Raw genomic sequence first — 17,848 nt, 5'->3', positions numbered from 1 at the left:
GCGCCGCCGCTGCGCCGGGCATGTGCCGTTCCCAGCTGAACAGATAAAGCAACCCGGCGGTGGCCATGAACAGGATGGCGAAGATGATCCCCATGTAGAAGAAGGTGTCGGCGCTGTCGCGGCCCAGCGCCTCGATCAGCCAGAGCGGCAGGAAGCCCGCGAGGATGGCGGACGCCTGGCCGAAAAGGATGCGCGCGCCGGCGAATTTCGCCTTGGTGCGATAGTCGCTCGACATTTCGGCGGCCAGCGTTTCGAACGGGATGATCTCCATCGCATAGACGAGTTCGAACAGCACATAGCTGACCAGATAATACCAAAAGCCCTGCCCAGGCAGCCACATCAGCGCGAAGCTGGGCAGCAACGGAATGGCGGCGAGGATGAAGAAGCGGCGGCGGCCGAACTTGCGGCCGAGCCAGGTGCCGCCGAAATGGTCCGAAATATAGCCGATCATCGGCGACGCAAAGGCGTCGAGGATGCGCGCCACCGCGAAGATGGTCGCGGCCTGCCCGGCGGAAAGACCGCAAAACTGGGTGTAGAAGATCAGCACCCAGCCCGAAATGACCGCCATCGACCCCGCGCCCAGCACGTCGTTCGAGCCATAAGCGAGATAATTGTGCAGGCGGACCGGGCGGGGCGCGGCTTGGGCTGTTTCGGTCACTTTCGGCTCCTCCGCCATTTTTATCCTATGGTCCCGGGCGGCGGCCGTCCTTCCATTTCCGGCCGCCGCCCAAGCTCTTTATCGGTCAGATATAGGTGCGCAGAAACTCGCCCAGCGCGCAGATGGCCAGGCTCTGGCCATAGGGCATGGAGGTGAGCGCGATGTCCTTGTAGAATTGCTGGGTGTCGCCCATCGCGGTGCCGAAGCTGACCTGCTGCAATTCGCCGCTCCCGTCGATATTCGCCAGCACGCCGCGCACCGCCTTGATGCCGACAGCCTCATAATGGCGGGGCAGATAGCCCTTCCGCACGGCCTTGAGGATACCATAGGCGAAACCGGCGGTGGCGGAGGCTTCCAGATAGCTGGTGGGATCGACGATCAGCGTGTGCCACAGGCCGGTTTGCGCGTCCTGCGTTTCGCTGAGCGTCTTCACCTGGGCGGCGAGCGTGTCGATCAGGAAGGTGCGGAAGAAATTGCCGTCCTTGAGGTCGAGAATCTCGATGATCTCAGGAATCGCGATCGTCACCCAGCAATTGCCGCGCGCCCACAGCGCTTGCGCGAAATTGTGCCGGTCGGTGAAATCCCAGCCGTGAAACCACAGGCCCGTCTTCGTATCGTAGAGATATTTGATGTGGACCAGGAATTGCCGCTTGGCTTCCTCGATATAATGCGGGCGGTTGAGCAGCAGGCCGATTTTGGCCAGCGGCAGGACCGACATCATCAGCGTGTCGTCCCACATTTCGCCCGGATTTTCGTCATTATAGACGATATGCTGAAACCCGCCCTCCTCCGTCTTGGGCAGGCCCTCCGGCGCCATCAGCCATTCGGCCCAGGTGTCGAGATAGGGGATGTAGCGCGGGTCCGGCTCATGCTCGTAGAGATAGGCGAGCGTGATGAACGGGGCCATCGTGTTGATATTCTTGGTCGGCGTGCCTTCGGCGAAGCGATCGTCGAACCATTGTTTGATGATGCCGAGCGCCTTGCGGTCGCCGGTCTGCTCATAATAGCGCCACATGCCGAACAGGCCGACGCCGTGAGTCCATTCCCAGCCGGCCCAACCCTTGGTGTCGATGATCCGGCCATCCTCCAGATGGAGCAGGAACTCGCCCGTCTCGTCCTTGATGTTGACGAGATTGTCCATCAGCCTGTCGATGGCTTCGACCACCTGGCTGCGCGGGACATCATGATTGAGAGCGGCCACTTATTTTGTCTCCTTGAGATCTGAAGGTGCGTTTGGCGCGGCGACCATCTGCACTGGCAGACCGCCTTTGACGTTGCGAAGGGTGAGGAGGCGCACGGGTTCGAGCGCATCGCCGGGCGCGCCGTCGGAGGTGACGGCGAGCGCGATATGATTTTTGCCCCGATGGTTGAGGATGCCTTCGGGGATGGGGAAGCTGCGTTGCGGGCCGACATGGGCGATGAACTGGCCCATGTTCCAGCCATTGACGAAGATCAGCGCGCGATAGCGGACGGGCGAACGTGGCGTCTGCGCGTCGCCGAAGCTGAGCGCGATGGTAGCGTCCTGCCCCTTGGGCACGTCGAGGGTGAAGGCGGTGCGATACCAGCTTGTGCCTGCTGTCGCCTGGGTCGCGGGGACCGTGGCTTTCGCCCAGTTGCGGTCGTCGAAGCCGGGCAGGTGCCAGCCCATGCGCTCGCCATGGAGGCCGCCATTATTGGCGACGCCGCGCACCGGATCGGCCAGATTCTCGCCGCCCTGACGCCCCTGAATCTTCCAGTCGATCGGCACGGCGAAGCTGCGGCCGCTAGGACCGCCCGCCAGCGAGGCGGAGATCAGGCCGCGCGCTTCCTTGTGGAAATCGTCGCTGTCCAGATCCCAATTATGGCCGTTGTTGCGGACCATGATGGACAGGACATGCTCGCCCGATTGCGCGGTCGCGGGCAGGGCGAAGCTGGCGGCGCCGGTGGTGATCGGGCGGGGCAGGCCATGGGGCGTTTCCGCCTCGCCCAGAAACCGGCCATCGATCCAGGCCTGCACCAGCCCCGATCCGCCTGCGCCATAATAGAGCGAAAGCGTCCGGGCGTCCGGCGTGCCGGTAAAGCGGCCGCGATACCAGACATCGCCTTCATGAAAGCCATAGGCGTCCATGCTCATATTGGGCTGGCCGTCCGGGCGCGCGGTGATGCTGGCATAGGCGCGCCTGTCGACCGCCTGCCAGTCGCTGTCGTCGAAAGCCGGATCGGCCTCTGGCGAACCCTTGGCCATGCGCCAGTCGGTCAGCGCCGGCAGGGTGATGGCGGCGGGGCCGGCGAGGGGTTGCAAGGCGGCGAGGCTGCCGGTGGCGGTCGCGCTGGTCGCGATCTTCGCCCCGTTCCATGTGACCGCGCGGACCGCCCTGGGCGCCCAGATTTCGAGCGGGCTTTCCGTGGTCGTGTCGCCGGTCAGCGCCAATGTGCCGCCGTTCATGATGGCGTGGCGCAGCATTGCCGGGCCGCGCACCAGCATGCCGTCGCGGCGCCAGTAGCGCGCGCCTTCGGCTTCGTCGGCGAGGATCAGGGTCAGCGGCGGGCGGCGGCCGCCTTCGAGGCGAAGGACGGTGCGGCCCTTATGGGTATAGGCAAGTTTCAGGTCACCCTTCGCCGCGTCGAAGGCGCTGGTCGCCTGTCCCTCCACCACCGTCACCCGGGGCGCGGAGGCGTAGCGCAAGACGGTTTCGCCCGGCTCCCCGGCGCGGCCGTAGAGGAGGATGACATCATGGTCGCCCATTTGCTGCGCTGACTGGAGTTCGGAGGTCGAATAGACCAGCCGCTGCCCGCCAAGGTCGACGCCCGCGACCAGCCATTTGGCGTCGAAGCCGTTAAGCTGCATCGGTACGGTGTAGCGCCCGTCGGGCAGGTCGGCGGTGAAGGTGAAGCTGTCTTTGGTCTGGCCGTTGGAGGGCTTGTGCGTCACCATCAGGAAACGGGCGTCGGTTTCCGGGCTTTTATTGTGATAGATCTGGATGTCGGGATCGCTGATTTCCACCGCGCCTGCCGGGACCATGCCCGCTAGGTCGGGCACCGATGCGATCAGGCCGGCCAATTGCTTCATCTCCTGCGCCTTTTCGCGCAGCGCGCGCGGTTCGGAGATGGCGGCGCCATAATCATAGCTGGTGAACACAACCGGCGCGGGCAGCCAGCCCCAGCTGGTGCCGCCATAGGTCATGTAGAAGCTCTGGATGCCGATGCCATTGGCGAGGTTGGTGCCGTAGAAGACGCGCTGGAAGCGCTTGCCGCGCTGGATCGCGTTGCAGTCATAGCCGCCATTGGAGCCCCAATAGTCGAACCAGCCGCCGCCGAATTCGGCCAGGAAGCCGGGCGTGTCGGGCGAGGCGGACGCGCCGCCCCTTGCGCCGCCGGGGCCGTAAAAGCCCCAGTCGGGCGCGGCCGATCCGCGCGTCGGCTGGCCATCGACCGTGCAGGTGCCGCCGGGATAGCCATCGAACGCGTACATGTCGTTGGGGCCGGGAACGATCTTTTCGACCTTGCTGCTCTCTGGCACCCAATAGCCGTTGCGGCCCTGGTCATTGTGGAAAATGGGCACGGTGATGCCGTCGGCGCGCGCCTTGGCATAGAGATGATCCATATAGCGCCGCTGCGCCGGAGTGGTCAGCGCCAGCTCATTTTCGATCTGGTGGAGGATGACGCCGCCCTTGCGTTTCGGATCGGCGTTGATCTGGTGCTTAGCGATGATCGGGTTGATATGGTCCAGCCACTCGTCCGCCGCCGCGAGATAATCCGGGTCGTCGGTGCGGGCGCGGGCGCGCTGGTTGACCAGCCAGCCGGGAAAACCGCCACGGGTCAGTTCGGCATTCACATAGGGGCCGGCGCGGGTGATGACGTAGAGGCCTTCGTCCTGCGCCATGGTGAGTAGCCGGTCGAGGTCGCGGATGCCGGTGAAGTCATACACGCCCTGTTTCGGGCTGTGATAGCCCCAGTCGAAATAAAGGGCGACGGTGTTGAAGCCGCTGGCCTTCATCTTTTGCAGGATGTCGCGCCACAGGTCGGGCGAGGGCAGGCGGAAGGGGTGAAATTCGCCGCCCCAGATGATCATCCGCTTGCCGTCGATCATCAGTGAGCGGGCGTCATAGGAGACGCGGCCGAATGTCTTGACCGGGGCGGAGAGGTTGGCGGTGGGCTTGGCCTCCTGCGCGAGGAGGGGCGGGGCCAGCATGGTGCCCAGCGCCAGAGCGGCGATGAAGGAGCGCATGGGAAGCCAGCTCAATCCATGTGGAACAGCAGCGGAAGCGGCCATTCCTTCGGCTGGTTGCCGGGCTGCACCTCCATCAAGGGGGCCATATGGTCCCACCAGCGCTTCATCACGGGATGATCGGGCAGGGCGTCGCGGCGATTGTCATCGCGCAGCTTGAGCACCGCGAACAGGCTCAGCGTGTCCTCGTCCAGGAAGATCGAATAATCGTAAATGCCCGAATCGGACAGCAAAGCCGACAGCTCCGGCCAGATGTCATCATGCCGCTTACGATATTCCTCGATCACGCCGGGCTTGAGCTGCATCTTGAAGGCGTGGATCGTCATGACTTCCTCCCGTGGACCATATTATGGAACGTTAGACCTATATTTGGTAACAGTGTCCCATATGTTCGTCAATTGCCCAGTGGCGCATCGCGGCGGCTCATCCGCATCGGCTCAACTGCCGGCGGGGCGCTCATCGCTGTGTATCAGGCTGGGGACGATCGCGACGGTGGCGGCCGAGGGCGGATGGTTCGGGTCGAAGGCGGGGGCAGTCACATGGCGTGCCAGATCCGGCACAGCCGCCCCGATCCGCTGCGCCACCGCGCGGGCCAGCAGCCATGCGCCATAGTCATTATGATGGGTCTTGTCCCGGCCACCATCGTTGAAGGCGGTGGGCGCGACTTCGGGGCCAAGCGCTTCATAGATGGCGCGGCTGTCGGCGTTGAGGTCGATCAGCGGCACATTATCTTCCCGCGCCACCTGGCGCACGGCGTCCGCATAGGCGCCCAGCGTATCCTCTATCCTGCCGCGCGTTTCGAAATTGCGCCGTTCGGGCGATGTCACCAGCACCGGATGTGCGCCGCGTCGCCGCGCTTCGGCGATGTAGGTCCGTAGCCAGGCGGGATAGGTCGTCGCCGGATCGACATAGGTTTGCGGCCATTCCCGCTTCTGGTCGTTATGGCCGAACTGAATGAACAGCCAGTCGCCCGGCTTCATGCCCGACAGCAGCTTGGCCAGGCGCAGGTCGGTGGCGAAGGATTTGAGTGTCGCGCCCGACTTGGCATGGTTGGCGACGGCGACAGCATCGTCCAGCATCGCGGGCAGCATCTGGCCCCAACTGGCCGCCGGCTCGGCGAACTGGTCGGTGACGGTGGAATCCCCAGCCAGATAGAGGGTGGGCGCATGGACGGGTGCGATGGTGATTGACGCGACCTGTGGCTGGCCCAGAAATTCCAGCGTCAGCTTGTCATCCCATGTATATTCCGCCCGGTCGCGCGGCGACAGGCGCACCTGGGCTCCGCCCGGCGCATTGGGCGGCGGTGGCGGCAAGGCGGGCGTGCGGATATTGACCAGGAAGCTGCGTTCGATGAACTGGCCCCGGCGCGTAGAGATGTTGCGCAGCATCAGCCGCCGTGCTTCGGCCTTGACCGTCGTGTTGCCGGCGGAGCGTGGGTTGCCCAGACGCACGCTTACGCGATAATTTCCCTCCGGCAGGGCGATGGAAAAGAGAAAATCCGACGCGGTGCCGCCTGGTTCCATGCCGGAGTGCCCGGTCCGATAGACATGATCGCGATCGCGCGATCCGGCGCTCAGGTCGTAAGTCATGGGAGTCGGCGCCGCAGCAGCGGCAGCCAACAGGACCAGCAGGTTGCTCAGCGGCATCAAGCGACGCGGCGGTTGATGGAGAAAATGGGGGAACGCGCCGGGACCGGCACATTCCCCCAAGCCCGCCGCCCGTGCAGAGGCAGCGATTCCGGCGGCCCACATCGAACCGGACCAAGCGGGGCCACATAATACAAGGGATTCTCCGTCCCGTTAATTAGACTTCTAATCCATATATCGGGATTGACTTGTCGGCAACCCTTTTTGCCCCCCATATTCGATCTTGCTGCCCAGCGGCCCTGCGGACGGGGAAAATGTCCCGGCGGTGCGCCGAGATTGCAGGATGCCCGCGGTCAGGCCCGACGCGGTCCGCTATAGCCGACCGCGCCGCTGATCTGCTCGGCGGCTCGCACCACCTGTTCGGCGAGGCCCGGACGCAGCGCGTCGGTCAGATAATGGGCCGCGCTGGCGATCGAGATGGCGATGCAGATATTGCCCTTGGCGTCGCGGATCGGCACCGCGATGGAACGCACGCCATCGCCCAGTTCGCTGTCGTGCAGCACTGTGCCGCGCGCCTTGTGCTCGCGCATGTCCTTCAGATAGGCATCGATCTGCGCGCGTGAGGGCTTGCCGCCCCTGGCTTCGATATAGAGCCGTTCCCAGCCCGCCTCATCCTCGTCCAGCAACAACGCCTTGCCTAGCCCCGTTTCCGCGATAGGGCGACGGTCGCCGGGCGCGGTGGCGACGCGCAGCCGCTGCGTGCCGGTGACGCGGTCGAGATGACGCGAATATTCGCCTTCGCGCTTGCCGACAAAGACGCAGAAGCCGGTGCGGTCCGACAGCAATTCCATGAAGGGCCGGGCGACGCGCACATAGTCGATCTGTTCGGTCGCCAGCACGCCCAGTTGCAGCAGCTTGGGACCGAGCGCAAAGCCCTCGCGCGTGACCGACAGATAATTGCGCGAACGCAGCGCCTGCACCAGCCGGTGCGCCGTGGTCTTGCTCATGCCCAGCTTCCGGGCGAGGTCCGCAGCGCGGATCGGGCCGTCGATCACCTCGTCCATGATGTCGAGCGCGCGCATCAGCGTCTGCGTGCCCTTGACCCCCTGCTCCTGTTTCTCGTCGCTATCCGCCATCGTCATTCCGTTCATCTGGCGTCCCACATATCGGACGCGTCCCATATATCGGAAACATATCGACCAATTCGGCGGACTTGTCAGCCGCTTTGTTGCGCGCAAGAAAAACCCCGCCGGTCGCTGGGACCGGCGGGGTTTTCCTGACCGCGCAGGCGCGGGATCAATATTGAACGGTCACCGTCACCGCGCGGCGATTCTGCGCCCAGGCGGCTTCGTCGGAACCCAGCGCGGCCGGACGTTCCTTGCCATAACTGACAGTGGTGATGCGGCCGGGATCGATACCGAGCGAGGCGAGATAGTTTTTCGCCGCATTGGCGCGGCGCTCGCCGAGCGCGATATTATAGTCGCGGGTGCCGCGTTCGTCGGCATGACCTTCGATCGTGACGCGGACCGACGGATTTTGTTGCAGCCAGGCAGCCTGGCTCTGCAAGGTCGCCTGATCCTGCGCATCGACATCATATTGGTCGAGGCCGAAGAAGATGCGATCCGACGCGACCGAGGCGAGGAAGTCTTCCTGGCTGCCCTTGCGCGGGCCGGTGGGCGTCATGGGGCCAGTGGGGACGCCGCCGGTGTCGGCGCCGCCCGGCGCGGGGGGGAGTTCGGCCGGCGGCTTCTTTGAACAAGCGGCGAGCGCGACAATCGCGGTTGCCGCCAGCAACGTCCGGGACAATTTCATTGAAGGTCTCCTTGTTGCGCTGTCTGCCGCATGGGAACGGCCACAGGGTCTGTAAACTTCGTTACGCTGTCAAGACGATTGAGTTCCGCCAGGCGCGGGATTCCTCGGCCACCATTACGGGAGCAGCGGACCCCAGGCCGGGTCGGAGCCGCTGAGCGGGGTTGGAATCCGCCGTTCGTTCACGCCGGTCAGATCGACTTGCCACACCTGGCTGGAGCCTTGGCGGCCGGGCGTGGTGCGGAAAAATTGCAGCACGCGGCCATTGGGCGACCAGGTGGGCTGCTCGTCCTGCCAGCCATTGGTGAGGATGCGTTCATTGTCGCCATTGGGCGTCATCACCGCGATCTTGAAATCGCCCGACAATTTGGTGAAGGCGATCAGGTCGCCGCGCGGGCTCCATTCGGGCGTCGCATAGCGGCCGCCGCCATGGCTGATGCGGCGCTGGTTCGACCCGTCGGCATTCATCACATAAAGCTGCTGCCCGCCCGACCGGTCGCTTTCGAACACGATGCGGCTGCCGTCGGGCGAATAGCTGCCGCCCACGTCGATGCCGGGCGAATTGGTGAGGCGGACCGGTGTGCCGCCATTGGCCGAGACGCGATAAATGTCGGTATTGCCCGCGGACGCCATCGAAAAGAGGATGTTGCGGCCGTCGGGCGACCAGCGCGGCGCGAAGGTCGGGTTGTTGCTTTCCGTCACCAGTCGCTGCTGCCCGGTGCCGATGTCATAGATGTAGAGCCGCACCCGGCTGCCCAGATAGCTGACATAGACGATCGACTTGTAATCGGGCGAAAAGCGCGGGGTGAGCGCGATCGATTGGCCGTTGGTGATGAAGCGGTGGTTGGCGCCGTCCGAATCCATGATGGCGAGCCGCTTGGTGCGGTTCCCCTTGGGGCCGCTTTCGGCGATATAGGCGATGCGGCTGTCGAAGAAGGGGCTTTCGCCCGACAGGCGCGCATAGATGGCGTCCGCGCATTTATGGGCGGCCCGGCGCCAGTCGCGCGGGGCGACGACAAAGCCCTGGCGCGTCAGTTCCTGTTTCAACGCGACGTCATAAAGGTAGCAGCCGACCGTAATGTCCGATTCGCCGCCGCTGGTGCGGACGAAACCTTGCACCAGCGCCTGATAGGCGCCCCATTTTTCATATTGGGGGAAGGTGACTTCCGGGAAGGGAATGGCGGGCAGGCCATTGGGACCGGAGGGGTCGAACAGGCCGGAGCCCTTGAGATCCGACGATATGACCTCGGCGATCTTGCGGCCAAGGTCGCTCGCCGATCCGGCGGGGGTGGTCGCCTCCTGCTGCGCGGGCATGGGGGGCACCGCGATCTTGAGATTGCTGTCGATGTCGCCGGTCACATCGACCGACAATTGCGCCATGGCGGGCGCGGACAGGATGGCGGCAAGCGCGACAGTCGCCAGCGACAATGTGCGCAGGAAGTTGGTCTTCATCGGTTCAGCCTCGCGTCAAAGCGGAGTGGCCGGAGCCATTTCCATTGGTCATAATATTCGGCGGGTAAATTCCTGAACGGCGCGGCGAGTTTCACCGCCTGGATCGCGCGTTCGGCGTGGAGCTTGGCCTGCGGCCGGTTGCTGGCGGTGACGCCCAATTGGTCGATCACCTCGGGCGTGCCGACCAGCGCGCCATTCCTGTCAAGCCGCACTTCCAGCAAGGTGACCAGCTGGTCCGCGTCCGCGCCCGAGGGCGGACGCCAATGCGGTTTCAACTGACGGCGTATTTCGGCGTCCAGCGCGGATTTCTGGGCCGGCCCCATGGCGGCGGCCGGCGGCGGAGCGGGCTTGCGCGGTGCATCGGCGTTGGTGTCGATGCCCTTGAGGAAATCCTTGCCCAGCAGCGAACCGCGCGGCTTGTCCGCCTTGCCCGCGCCCGACGCCTTGGCGGGGGCATCGGCCTTCTTCGCGTTCTTGCTGGCGGACTTGGCCGGGGCGGCGGCTGCCTTGGGCTTTTCGGGCCGGGGCTTTGCCTTGGCCGCGGGCTTTTCCGCAGCCGGCTTTGGCTTGGCCGGTGTCTTGGCGACGGCTTTCTTGGCCGGGGCGGGTTTTTCCCTGGCCTTGGCAGGGCTTTCCTTTGGCGCCGGCCGGGGCGGTGTCGGGACGGGTTCGGGCGGCGCGGGCGTGGGTTCAGGCTGCGCGGCAGGCTCCGGCGCGGGCGCCGCATCCTGCGTCGGGCCGGCTTCCGGCGCGACGCTGGGCGGGGGCGGCTGGGTCGATATCTGCGGCGCCATCGATTTCAGCGCCACTTCGTCGACCAGGCTCACATCCATCGGCGGGCTGTTGAGCTTGAGCGGGTTGGGGGTCGAGAGGAAACCGGCCGACAGCAAGCCGAACAGCAGGACATGTCCTGCCGTCGCGACGCCAAGGCCGATCTTTTCCGCGCGCTCCATATGAACGACCTATGGCCCCTATTCTGAACCGTCGCTGGCTGCGCCGGCATCCGCGCCGGTGCTGACCAGTGCAACCTTGTTCAGGCCCGCCCGGTTCAGCTCGCCCATGACCCGCATTACCCGGCCATAGTCGAGCGCGGTGTCGGCGCGAAGAAAGATCTGCGGCGGCTCTGCCTTGCCGGCATTGGCCGAGACGATTTCGGCCAGCCGGTCGGGGAGTTCCGCGTCGCTGATCTGGACGTCATCGATGAACAGGCCGCCATCGCGGTCGATCGACACGATGGTCGGCTTGGCGTCCTGGTCCAGCCCCTTGGCGCGGGTCTCGGGCAGGTTGACCGGCACGCCCGTCACCAGCAGCGGCGCCGTCACCATGAAGATGATGAGCAGCACCAGCATGACGTCGACCAGCGGGGTGACGTTGATGTCGGCCATCGGCGGGCGCGCGCGCCCGCGACGGCCGGAGGGAGGGCCGGACATCGCCATCAGCCAAGGCCCCTTTTTTGGCGGTGCAATGTCATCAACGCTGCGCCTCGAGTTCGCGGCTGAGCGTCGAATAAAAGCCGTCGGCGAAGCGCGTCAGCCCCGATTCCAGCCGGTTGATGCCGTGGCTGAAGCGGTTATAGGCGATAACCGCCGGGATCGCCGCGAACAGGCCGATGGCGGTGGCGAACAGCGCTTCGGCAATGCCCGGCGCGACGACGGCGAGCGAGCTGTTCTGCTCCGCCGCGATCGAGGTGAAGGCGCGCATGATGCCCCACACCGTGCCGAACAGGCCGACGAAGGGTGCGACCGATCCGATGGTGGCCAATATGTTGAGCCGGTCGGACAGGCGGTCGATTTCGGCCGCGATGGTGCTGGACATGACCGTGGACAGCCGATCGCGCGTGCCGTCGCGGTCGATCACTTTCTGCGCAGTCGACCGGCGCCATTCGGTGACGCCCGCGGACATCACCCGGGCGGCGGGAAATTCGGCCTTGCCGCGCGCTTCGTAAAAGCGGTCAATATCTTCCGCCTTCCAGAAGTCCGCTTCGAACTTGCGGCTTTCCTTGCTGGCCTTGCGCAAGGTGAAGCTGAAACCGATGATCATCGCCCAGGTCCAGATACTGGCCAGCAACAGGCCGACCATGACCCCTTTCACGACGATGTCGGCCTGCAGGAACAGGGCGAGCGGGGAAATGGTGGCGGCGTCGGTTATCGCGCCGGCGGGCAGGTTGAGGGTCATGGGTGGATGTCTTCCCCTTGGCAAAGGCGAGTGAAAATGGCGGTCCAGGCCTTGGGCTGCCGCTGCGGACGGCCTTGCGGCGTCAGCCAGGCGACGGTGATGGTGGCGTCGGTCAACTCTTCCCCGACGCGCATGACTGACTGATGAATGGAACAGCTTGCCGCGCGCACGTCGGTGACGCGGCTCACCACCATCAGGTCGTCGTCCAGCCGAGCCGGGCGGCGATACCGGATATTGAGATCGGTGACGGCATAGACACCGCCGCCGCTTTCATGATTTTCGCGCTGGTCGATGCCGGCGATGCGCAGCATGTCGGACCGGGCGCGCTCCATATAGCGCAGATAATTGGCATGGTAGACGAGGCCGGACAGATCGGTGTCCTCAAAATAGATGCGCAGCGGGAAATGATGCACGGCGGCGACGAAGCGTCCGGTCGCCGGCGCTGGCATCAATTCGGAAACGGACATGGCGGGCTTTTAACCATGGCGTCGGCGCCACGCAAAGCAGGAAAATCACGGTGCGCCTTCAATCGACGGTTCGGGAGTCTCATTTCATCGGCCGGATGATTTGACGGAGCAGCCTACTGGCCGCCGCGCGGCAGCGAAGCTAAGGGGGAGGCGACGATTCAAGAGGGAGACGGTTCGACATGACGGACATTCGCACGGTGGGCGTGATCGGCGCGGGGCAGATGGGCATCGGTATCGCCCAGGTCGCGGCGCAGGCGGGCTATGACGTGATTCTCTCCGACATCGACCTGCCTCGCGCCGAAAAGGGGCTGGCGGGCATCGCCAAGCTGCTGTCCCGCGCGGTCGAGAAGGAAAAGATCAGCCAGGCCGACGCCGATGCGACGCTGGCGCGGATCAGGCCGGCCGGCGAGATCGCGCCTTTGGCCGAGGCGCAGCTGGTGATCGAGGCGGCGACCGAGCGTGAAGAGGTGAAGCGCGCCATCTTCGCCAATGTCGGCAAGATATTGGCGGACGACGCCATCCTGGCGACCAACACCTCCTCCATCCCGATCACCCGCCTGGCCCAGGCCGCGCCCGACGCGGGCCGGTTCGTCGGTGTCCATTTCTTCAACCCCGTGCCGGTGATGGTGCTGGTCGAGGTCATTCGCGGCCTTGCCACCACGCCCGAAACCGTTGCGGCGGTGGAAGGCTTTGCGGAGAAAATCGGCAAGACGGTGGTCCACGCCTTTGACGCGCCCGGCTTTGTGGTGAACCGCATCCTGCTGCCGATGCTCAACGAGGCGGTATTCGTGCTGGGCGAGGGCGTGGGCAGCGTGACCGACATCGACCAGGGCTGCAAGCTGGGGCTCAACCATCCGATGGGGCCGCTGACCCTGCTGGATTTCGTCGGCCTCGACACCGCGCTGGAGATTCTCAACGTGTTCCTCAGCACCACGGGCGATCCCAAATATCGGCCCGCGCCGTTGCTGGTCAAATATGTCGAAGCGGGCTGGTACGGGCGCAAGACCGGACGCGGCTTCTACGATTATTCGGGCGCAGAGCCGGTGCCGACCCGCTGAAGCGGGGCGGACGGCTTGCCTTTCTCTTCGCGCCCGCCTAGAGGCTGACGCGTCATCTGGGGAGTAGCCAGCCGTTCGCGCGATGCGAGCGGGCCATATGTCAACATATTTGGCCGAGAGGCCGTGGCATATGGGACGCGGATCAAGCTGTCCGCGTCGGGCGAGACCAATGGCATCGGCGCTTTTCTGTCCGGCCGGGCGGGAAGCAACGATGGCATTGCGTCTGTTCACTTCCGCCCGGCCCCGGACATGATGATGGAAGCCCTGCTCACCTCCTCCGCGCTCGTCGCGCTCGCCGAAATGGGCGACAAGACGCAATTGCTCGCCATGTTGCTCGCCACCCGGTTCAGGAAGCCGGTGCCGATCATCCTGGGCATCCTGTTCGCGACGCTGGCCAATCATTTCCTCGCCGCGCTGGTCGGTCATTCGATCGCGGGCGTGCTGACCCAGGGCTGGTTCCGCTATGCCGTGGCCGCGTCCTTCATCGCCATGGCCGCGTGGACGTTGATCCCCGACAAGATCGACGAGGACGCGCCGCTGAAAGCGCCATCGCGCGCGGGCGTGTTCGTGACCACGCTGATCGCCTTTTTTCTGGTCGAGATGGGCGACAAGACGCAGGTGGCGACGGTGGCGCTGGGTGCGCGTTTCGACAATCTGCTGGCGGTGACGGCCGGCACGACGCTGGGCATGATGGCGGCCAACGTCCCCGCCGTGCTGTTCGGCGAGGCGCTGGCCAGCAAGGTGCCGATGCGCGCGTTGCAGGTCGGCGCGGCGCTGCTGTTCCTGGCGCTGGGCCTATGGATGCTGGCTGACTTGCAGGGCTGGATCGGGTAAAAAAGGAACGGCCGCAGCGTCGGGCGGTTGTCAGCGCGCGGCGGCTGTTGCAAGGGGATCGACAGAGTCATTCCCCCTTGACGAAAGATATGGGACGCGCGTGATGAAGGACAGTCTGGTTACGATCTTCGGCGGCGGCGGCTTTCTTGGCCGACAGGTCGCTCAGGCGCTGATGGCGCGGGGCGCGCGCGTGCGGATCGCGCAGCGCGATCTGGCGACCGCCGTGAAGGTGAAGCCGCTGGGCGCGCTGGGCCAGACCCAGTTCGTCGCGGCCGACATCCGCAAGCCCGAAACGGTGGTCCGCGCGATTGTCGGCAGCCATGCCGTCATCAATCTGGTCGGCATCCTGGCCGGTGACTTCGAGGCGTTCCACCATCAGGGTGCGGCCAATGTCGCCCAGGCCGCCGCAACCGCCAATGTGCAGGCGCTGGTCCATGTGTCGGCGATCGGCGCCGACGCCGAGAGCCCGTCCGCCTATGGCCGGTCCAAGGCGGCCGGCGAGGCTGCGGTCAAAGCAGCCTTCCCTGGCGCGACCATCATCCGCCCCTCGATCATCTTCGGACCGGAAGACCAGTTCCTCAACCGCTTCGCCGACCTCATCCGCAGCGCGCCGGTCATCCCGGTGATCAGCGGGGCGACGAAGTTCCAGCCCGTCTATGTCGCCGATGTCGCTGACGCCATCGCCAACGCGGTCGCGCAACCGGATGTCCATGGCGGCAAGACCTATGAGGTCGCAGGCCCGCAAATCCTGTCGATGAAGGAGATCAACGCCTGGATCGCCAGGGCGATCGGCCGCCATCAGCCGATGATCGACGTGCCGGGCGGTATGGCTTCGCTGCTGGCGATGCTGCCGGGCGGACCGATCACGCGCGATCAGCTCGCGATGCTGGGGCGCGACAATGTCGCAGCGCCGGACGCGGAAGGGCTGGCGGCGCTGGGCGTCGCGCCCACGCCGATGGGCGCGGTCGCCGACAAGTGGATGGTGCGTTATCGCAAGCATGGCCGCTTCGCCGGCCGGATCAGCGCCTGACGCCATTGCAGGATGCAGGCGGGGCGCATCATCAGTCGTCCCGCCTTTCATGCCCCTCCCCGCATCCGGGGAGGATTTTTTATGCCAAGCAATTAGGGTTTCGCCATGGACCTCCATTATCTGACCGTCATCCTGCTCGGCATTGTCGAAGGGCTGACGGAGTTCCTGCCGGTTTCGTCCACGGGGCATCTGATCCTGGCGAGCGAACTGCTGGGCTATGACGCCGCGACCTGGGCGATGTTCAACGTGGTCATCCAGCTGGGGGCGATCCTGGCGGTCGTGGTTCTTTACTGGCGGACTTTCTGGGCGGTCGGCATGGGGTTGCTGCGGGGAGAGGCGGTCAGTTGGCGCTTCCTGCGCAATCTGGTGGTCGCCTTCATTCCCGCCGCGGTCATCGGCCTGGCGCTGCATGACTATATCGAGATATTGCTGGGCGAACCGCAGGTCGTCGCCTGGGCGCTGATCGTCGGCGGCATCGCGATCCTGGCAATCGAGCGGATGGTCAAGCAGGATCTGTTCCACGGTATTGCCGACATCCCGCTGGTGCGCGTCATTGCTATCGGTTTCATTCAATGTCTGGCGATGGTGCCGGGCGTCAGCCGGTCGGGCGCGACGATCATGGGCGCGCTGACCCTGGGCGTGGAGCGGCGCACCGCCGCGGAGTTCAGCTTCTTCCTCGCCATCCCGACCATGTTGGGCGCGACGACGCTGGAACTGCTCAAAAAAGGCGACCAGATCACCAGCGCGACGGTGGGTTGGGACAGTATCGCGCTTGGCCTGCTGGTGTCCTTCATCGTCGCCTTGCTGGTTATCAAATGGTTTGTCGGCCTGGTGTCGAAACATGGATTCGCGCCCTTTGCCTGGTATCGAATCGTGGCTGGCGTCTCGGCGCTCATCTGGTTGGCGATGAGATAGGGCCGAAGCGGACGTTGTATGCGGCGCATGGTTGCGAGGCGTTCGCAAACAAGTGCAAGAATGTGATGTATTAGGTAATACATACTGACCTAAATGGCGAAATCCGCGTGACTCTGCGGGTTTTTATGCTATGGGGCGCCCTGCAAACATAATCAGGGACCGAGTCATGGCCGAAAATCCGATGCTGAAATTTGTGGGCCTGGGCCAGGCCTACCCCGAAAAGCGGCCGGCGGACGATCGCGCCGACGATTTTGCCGAGATCAGCCGCAGCTTTCTGCTGGAGCGCGCGGAGGAGCAGGCGTCGCGCTGTTCGCAATGTGGGGTGCCTTATTGCTCGACGCATTGCCCCCTTCACAATCATATCCCCGACTGGCTGCGTCTGACTGCCGAGGGGCGGTTGCGCGAAGCCTATGAGCTTTCCAACCTGACCAGCACCATGCCGGAAATTTGCGGCCGCATCTGCCCGCAGGACCGCCTGTGCGAAGGCAATTGCGTCATCGAATTTTCCGGCCATGGCGCCGTCACCATCGGCTCGGTCGAAAAATACATCACCGACACCGCCTGGAAGGAAGGCTGGGTCGAACCGCTCGTCCCCGGCGCGGCCACCGGCCAGTCGGTCGGCGTGATCGGCGCGGGTCCGGCGGGCCTCACCACGGCCGAATATCTGCGCGTCGCGGGCTATGAGGTGCATGTCTACGACCGGCACGATCGCGCCGGCGGCCTGCTGACCTATGGCATCCCCGGCTTCAAGCTGGAGAAGGACGTGGTCATGCGCCGCATCCAGCGCCTGAAGGACGGCGGCATCATTTTTCACGAGAGCTTCGAGGTCGGCCGCGATGCCAGCATGGAGCAACTGCGCGAGAAGCATGACGCCATCCTGGTCGCCACCGGCGTCTACAAGCCCCGCGACATCCGCGCGCCGGGCGTCGGCGCGCCCGGCGTGGTCAAGGCGCTGGACTATCTCACCGCCTCCAACAAGGCGGGTTTCGGCGACGCGGTTCCCGAACATGACGACGGATCGCTGCTGGCGACGGGCAAGAATGTCGTCGTCATCGGCGGCGGCGACACCGCGATGGATTGCGTGCGCACCGCCATTCGCCAGGGCGCCAAGTCGGTAAAGTGCCTCTATCGCCGCGACCGCGACAATATGCCGGGATCGCAGCGCGAAGTCGCCAATGCCGAGGAGGAAGGTGTCGAGTTCGTCTGGCTGACCGCACCGATCGCGTTCGAGGGCACGGAGCATGTAACGGGCGTCAAGGTGACGAAGATGCGCCTTGGCCAGCCAGATGCATCCGGCCGCCGCGCGCCCGAACCCGATCCGGGCAGCGAGCACAGCCTGGAGGCCGACCTGGTTATCAAGGCGTTGGGCTACGACCCGGAAGAACTGCCCAAGCTGTTCGGCGCGGAAGATCTGTCGGTCACGCGCTGGGGCACGTTGCGCGTGGATCACAAGACGATGATGACGAGCATGGACGGCGTGTTCGCGGCGGGCGACATCGTGCGCGGCGCTTCGCTGGTGGTGTGGGCGATACGCGATGGCCGCGATGTGACCGAGCATATGCACCGCTATCTGAAGGCGAAGGCCAAGGTGGGCGAGCGAGTAGCTGCCTGATCCATATTTCCCTCCGTTCGGTTCGAGCTTGTCGAGAACGGGGGA

The 17,848-nt window shown here is 64.9% G+C and carries 17 protein-coding genes and 1 riboswitch; of the genes, 5 read left to right on the top strand and 12 right to left on the bottom strand.

All coding sequences use genetic code 11. The features are described 5' to 3' along the window. From C100_RS33110 to C100_RS33055, 12 genes are all read right to left on the bottom strand, one after another. On the bottom strand, nucleotides 1–658 hold a 658-nt coding region (locus C100_RS33110; RefSeq protein ID WP_031309108.1), incomplete at its 3' end, for an MFS transporter. A gap of 85 nt (nucleotides 659–743) precedes the next feature. After that, on the bottom strand, nucleotides 744–1,859 hold the full coding sequence (gene bglB / locus C100_RS33105) for a beta-galactosidase BglB (RefSeq protein WP_024019327.1): 1,116 nt from the start codon (nucleotides 1,857–1,859) through the stop codon (nucleotides 744–746). Then, nucleotides 1,860–4,865: a glycoside hydrolase family 35 protein gene (locus C100_RS33100; protein ID WP_024019326.1), complete on the bottom strand. Its 3,006-nt coding sequence runs from the start codon at nucleotides 4,863–4,865 to the stop codon at nucleotides 1,860–1,862. Nucleotides 4,866–4,876: 11 nt separating this feature from the next. Next, entirely contained in the window at nucleotides 4,877–5,191 is a 315-nt protein-coding gene (locus C100_RS33095; RefSeq protein WP_024019325.1) for an L-rhamnose mutarotase, read from the bottom strand. Nucleotides 5,192–5,302: 111 nt separating this feature from the next. After that, on the bottom strand, nucleotides 5,303–6,511 hold the full coding sequence (locus C100_RS33090) for a rhamnogalacturonan acetylesterase (RefSeq protein ID WP_024019324.1): 1,209 nt from the start codon (nucleotides 6,509–6,511) through the stop codon (nucleotides 5,303–5,305). Nucleotides 6,512–6,804: 293 nt separating this feature from the next. Further along, nucleotides 6,805–7,602, bottom strand: coding sequence for an IclR family transcriptional regulator (locus C100_RS33085; protein WP_235219042.1), 798 nt, complete (start codon nucleotides 7,600–7,602; stop codon nucleotides 6,805–6,807). A 145-nt stretch (nucleotides 7,603–7,747) separates the two neighbouring features. Next, complete coding sequence (gene pal, locus C100_RS33080) at nucleotides 7,748–8,263, bottom strand: peptidoglycan-associated lipoprotein Pal (RefSeq protein WP_024019322.1); 516 nt, start codon at nucleotides 8,261–8,263, stop codon at nucleotides 7,748–7,750. A 114-nt stretch (nucleotides 8,264–8,377) separates the two neighbouring features. Then, entirely contained in the window at nucleotides 8,378–9,712 is a 1,335-nt protein-coding gene (gene tolB, locus C100_RS33075; protein ID WP_024019321.1) for a Tol-Pal system beta propeller repeat protein TolB, read from the bottom strand. Beyond that, nucleotides 9,709–10,665, bottom strand: a complete 957-nt coding sequence (locus C100_RS33070; RefSeq protein ID WP_024019320.1) for a cell envelope integrity/translocation protein TolA — start codon at nucleotides 10,663–10,665, stop codon at nucleotides 9,709–9,711. Before C100_RS33070 ends, tolB begins: the two co-directional genes overlap by 4 nt. A gap of 18 nt (nucleotides 10,666–10,683) precedes the next feature. Next, the gene (tolR, locus tag C100_RS33065) at nucleotides 10,684–11,148 is read right to left on the bottom strand and encodes a protein TolR (RefSeq protein WP_024019319.1); all 465 of its coding nucleotides are present in this window, start codon (nucleotides 11,146–11,148) and stop codon (nucleotides 10,684–10,686) included. Between the two features lie 34 nt (nucleotides 11,149–11,182). Next, a complete protein-coding gene (gene tolQ / locus C100_RS33060; protein ID WP_024019318.1) occupies nucleotides 11,183–11,887 on the bottom strand; it encodes a protein TolQ in 705 nt (234 codons plus the stop codon). Then, on the bottom strand, nucleotides 11,884–12,354 hold the full coding sequence (locus C100_RS33055; RefSeq protein ID WP_024019317.1) for a YbgC/FadM family acyl-CoA thioesterase: 471 nt from the start codon (nucleotides 12,352–12,354) through the stop codon (nucleotides 11,884–11,886). The genes tolQ and C100_RS33055 overlap by 4 nt, the downstream gene beginning before the upstream one ends. A 179-nt stretch (nucleotides 12,355–12,533) precedes the next feature. Between C100_RS33055 and C100_RS33050 the strand changes: the two genes are divergently transcribed. The 5 genes from C100_RS33050 to C100_RS33030 all read left to right on the top strand — a co-directional run bounded on the left by C100_RS33050 (nucleotide 12,534) and on the right by C100_RS33030 (nucleotide 17,803). Then, nucleotides 12,534–13,412 (top strand): 3-hydroxybutyryl-CoA dehydrogenase, encoded by an 879-nt coding sequence (locus tag C100_RS33050; protein WP_024019316.1) that lies wholly within the window; start codon nucleotides 12,534–12,536, stop codon nucleotides 13,410–13,412. 45 nt (nucleotides 13,413–13,457) lie between these two features. Further along, nucleotides 13,458–13,570: riboswitch (yybP-ykoY riboswitch) on the top strand. 97 nt (nucleotides 13,571–13,667) lie between these two features. After that, a complete protein-coding gene (locus C100_RS33045) occupies nucleotides 13,668–14,246 on the top strand; it encodes a TMEM165/GDT1 family protein (protein WP_031309103.1) in 579 nt (192 codons plus the stop codon). Between the two features lie 103 nt (nucleotides 14,247–14,349). Next, on the top strand, nucleotides 14,350–15,276 hold the full coding sequence (locus C100_RS33040; RefSeq protein ID WP_024019314.1) for a complex I NDUFA9 subunit family protein: 927 nt from the start codon (nucleotides 14,350–14,352) through the stop codon (nucleotides 15,274–15,276). A gap of 105 nt (nucleotides 15,277–15,381) precedes the next feature. Further along, nucleotides 15,382–16,191 carry an undecaprenyl-diphosphate phosphatase gene (locus C100_RS33035; RefSeq protein ID WP_024019313.1) on the top strand — a complete coding sequence of 270 codons (810 nt, stop codon included), beginning with the start codon at nucleotides 15,382–15,384 and terminating at the stop codon, nucleotides 16,189–16,191. A gap of 166 nt (nucleotides 16,192–16,357) precedes the next feature. Continuing rightward, nucleotides 16,358–17,803: an NAD(P)-dependent oxidoreductase gene (locus tag C100_RS33030; RefSeq protein WP_024019312.1), complete on the top strand. Its 1,446-nt coding sequence runs from the start codon at nucleotides 16,358–16,360 to the stop codon at nucleotides 17,801–17,803. The last annotated feature ends 45 nt before the right edge of the window (nucleotides 17,804–17,848 follow it).

The sequence above is a fragment of the Sphingobium sp. C100 genome (assembly GCF_000508185.1).
Lineage (GTDB): Bacteria > Pseudomonadota > Alphaproteobacteria > Sphingomonadales > Sphingomonadaceae > Sphingobium.
Note: the sequence above shows the minus strand (reverse complement) of the source record. Positions and strands in the feature narration are given on the sequence as shown.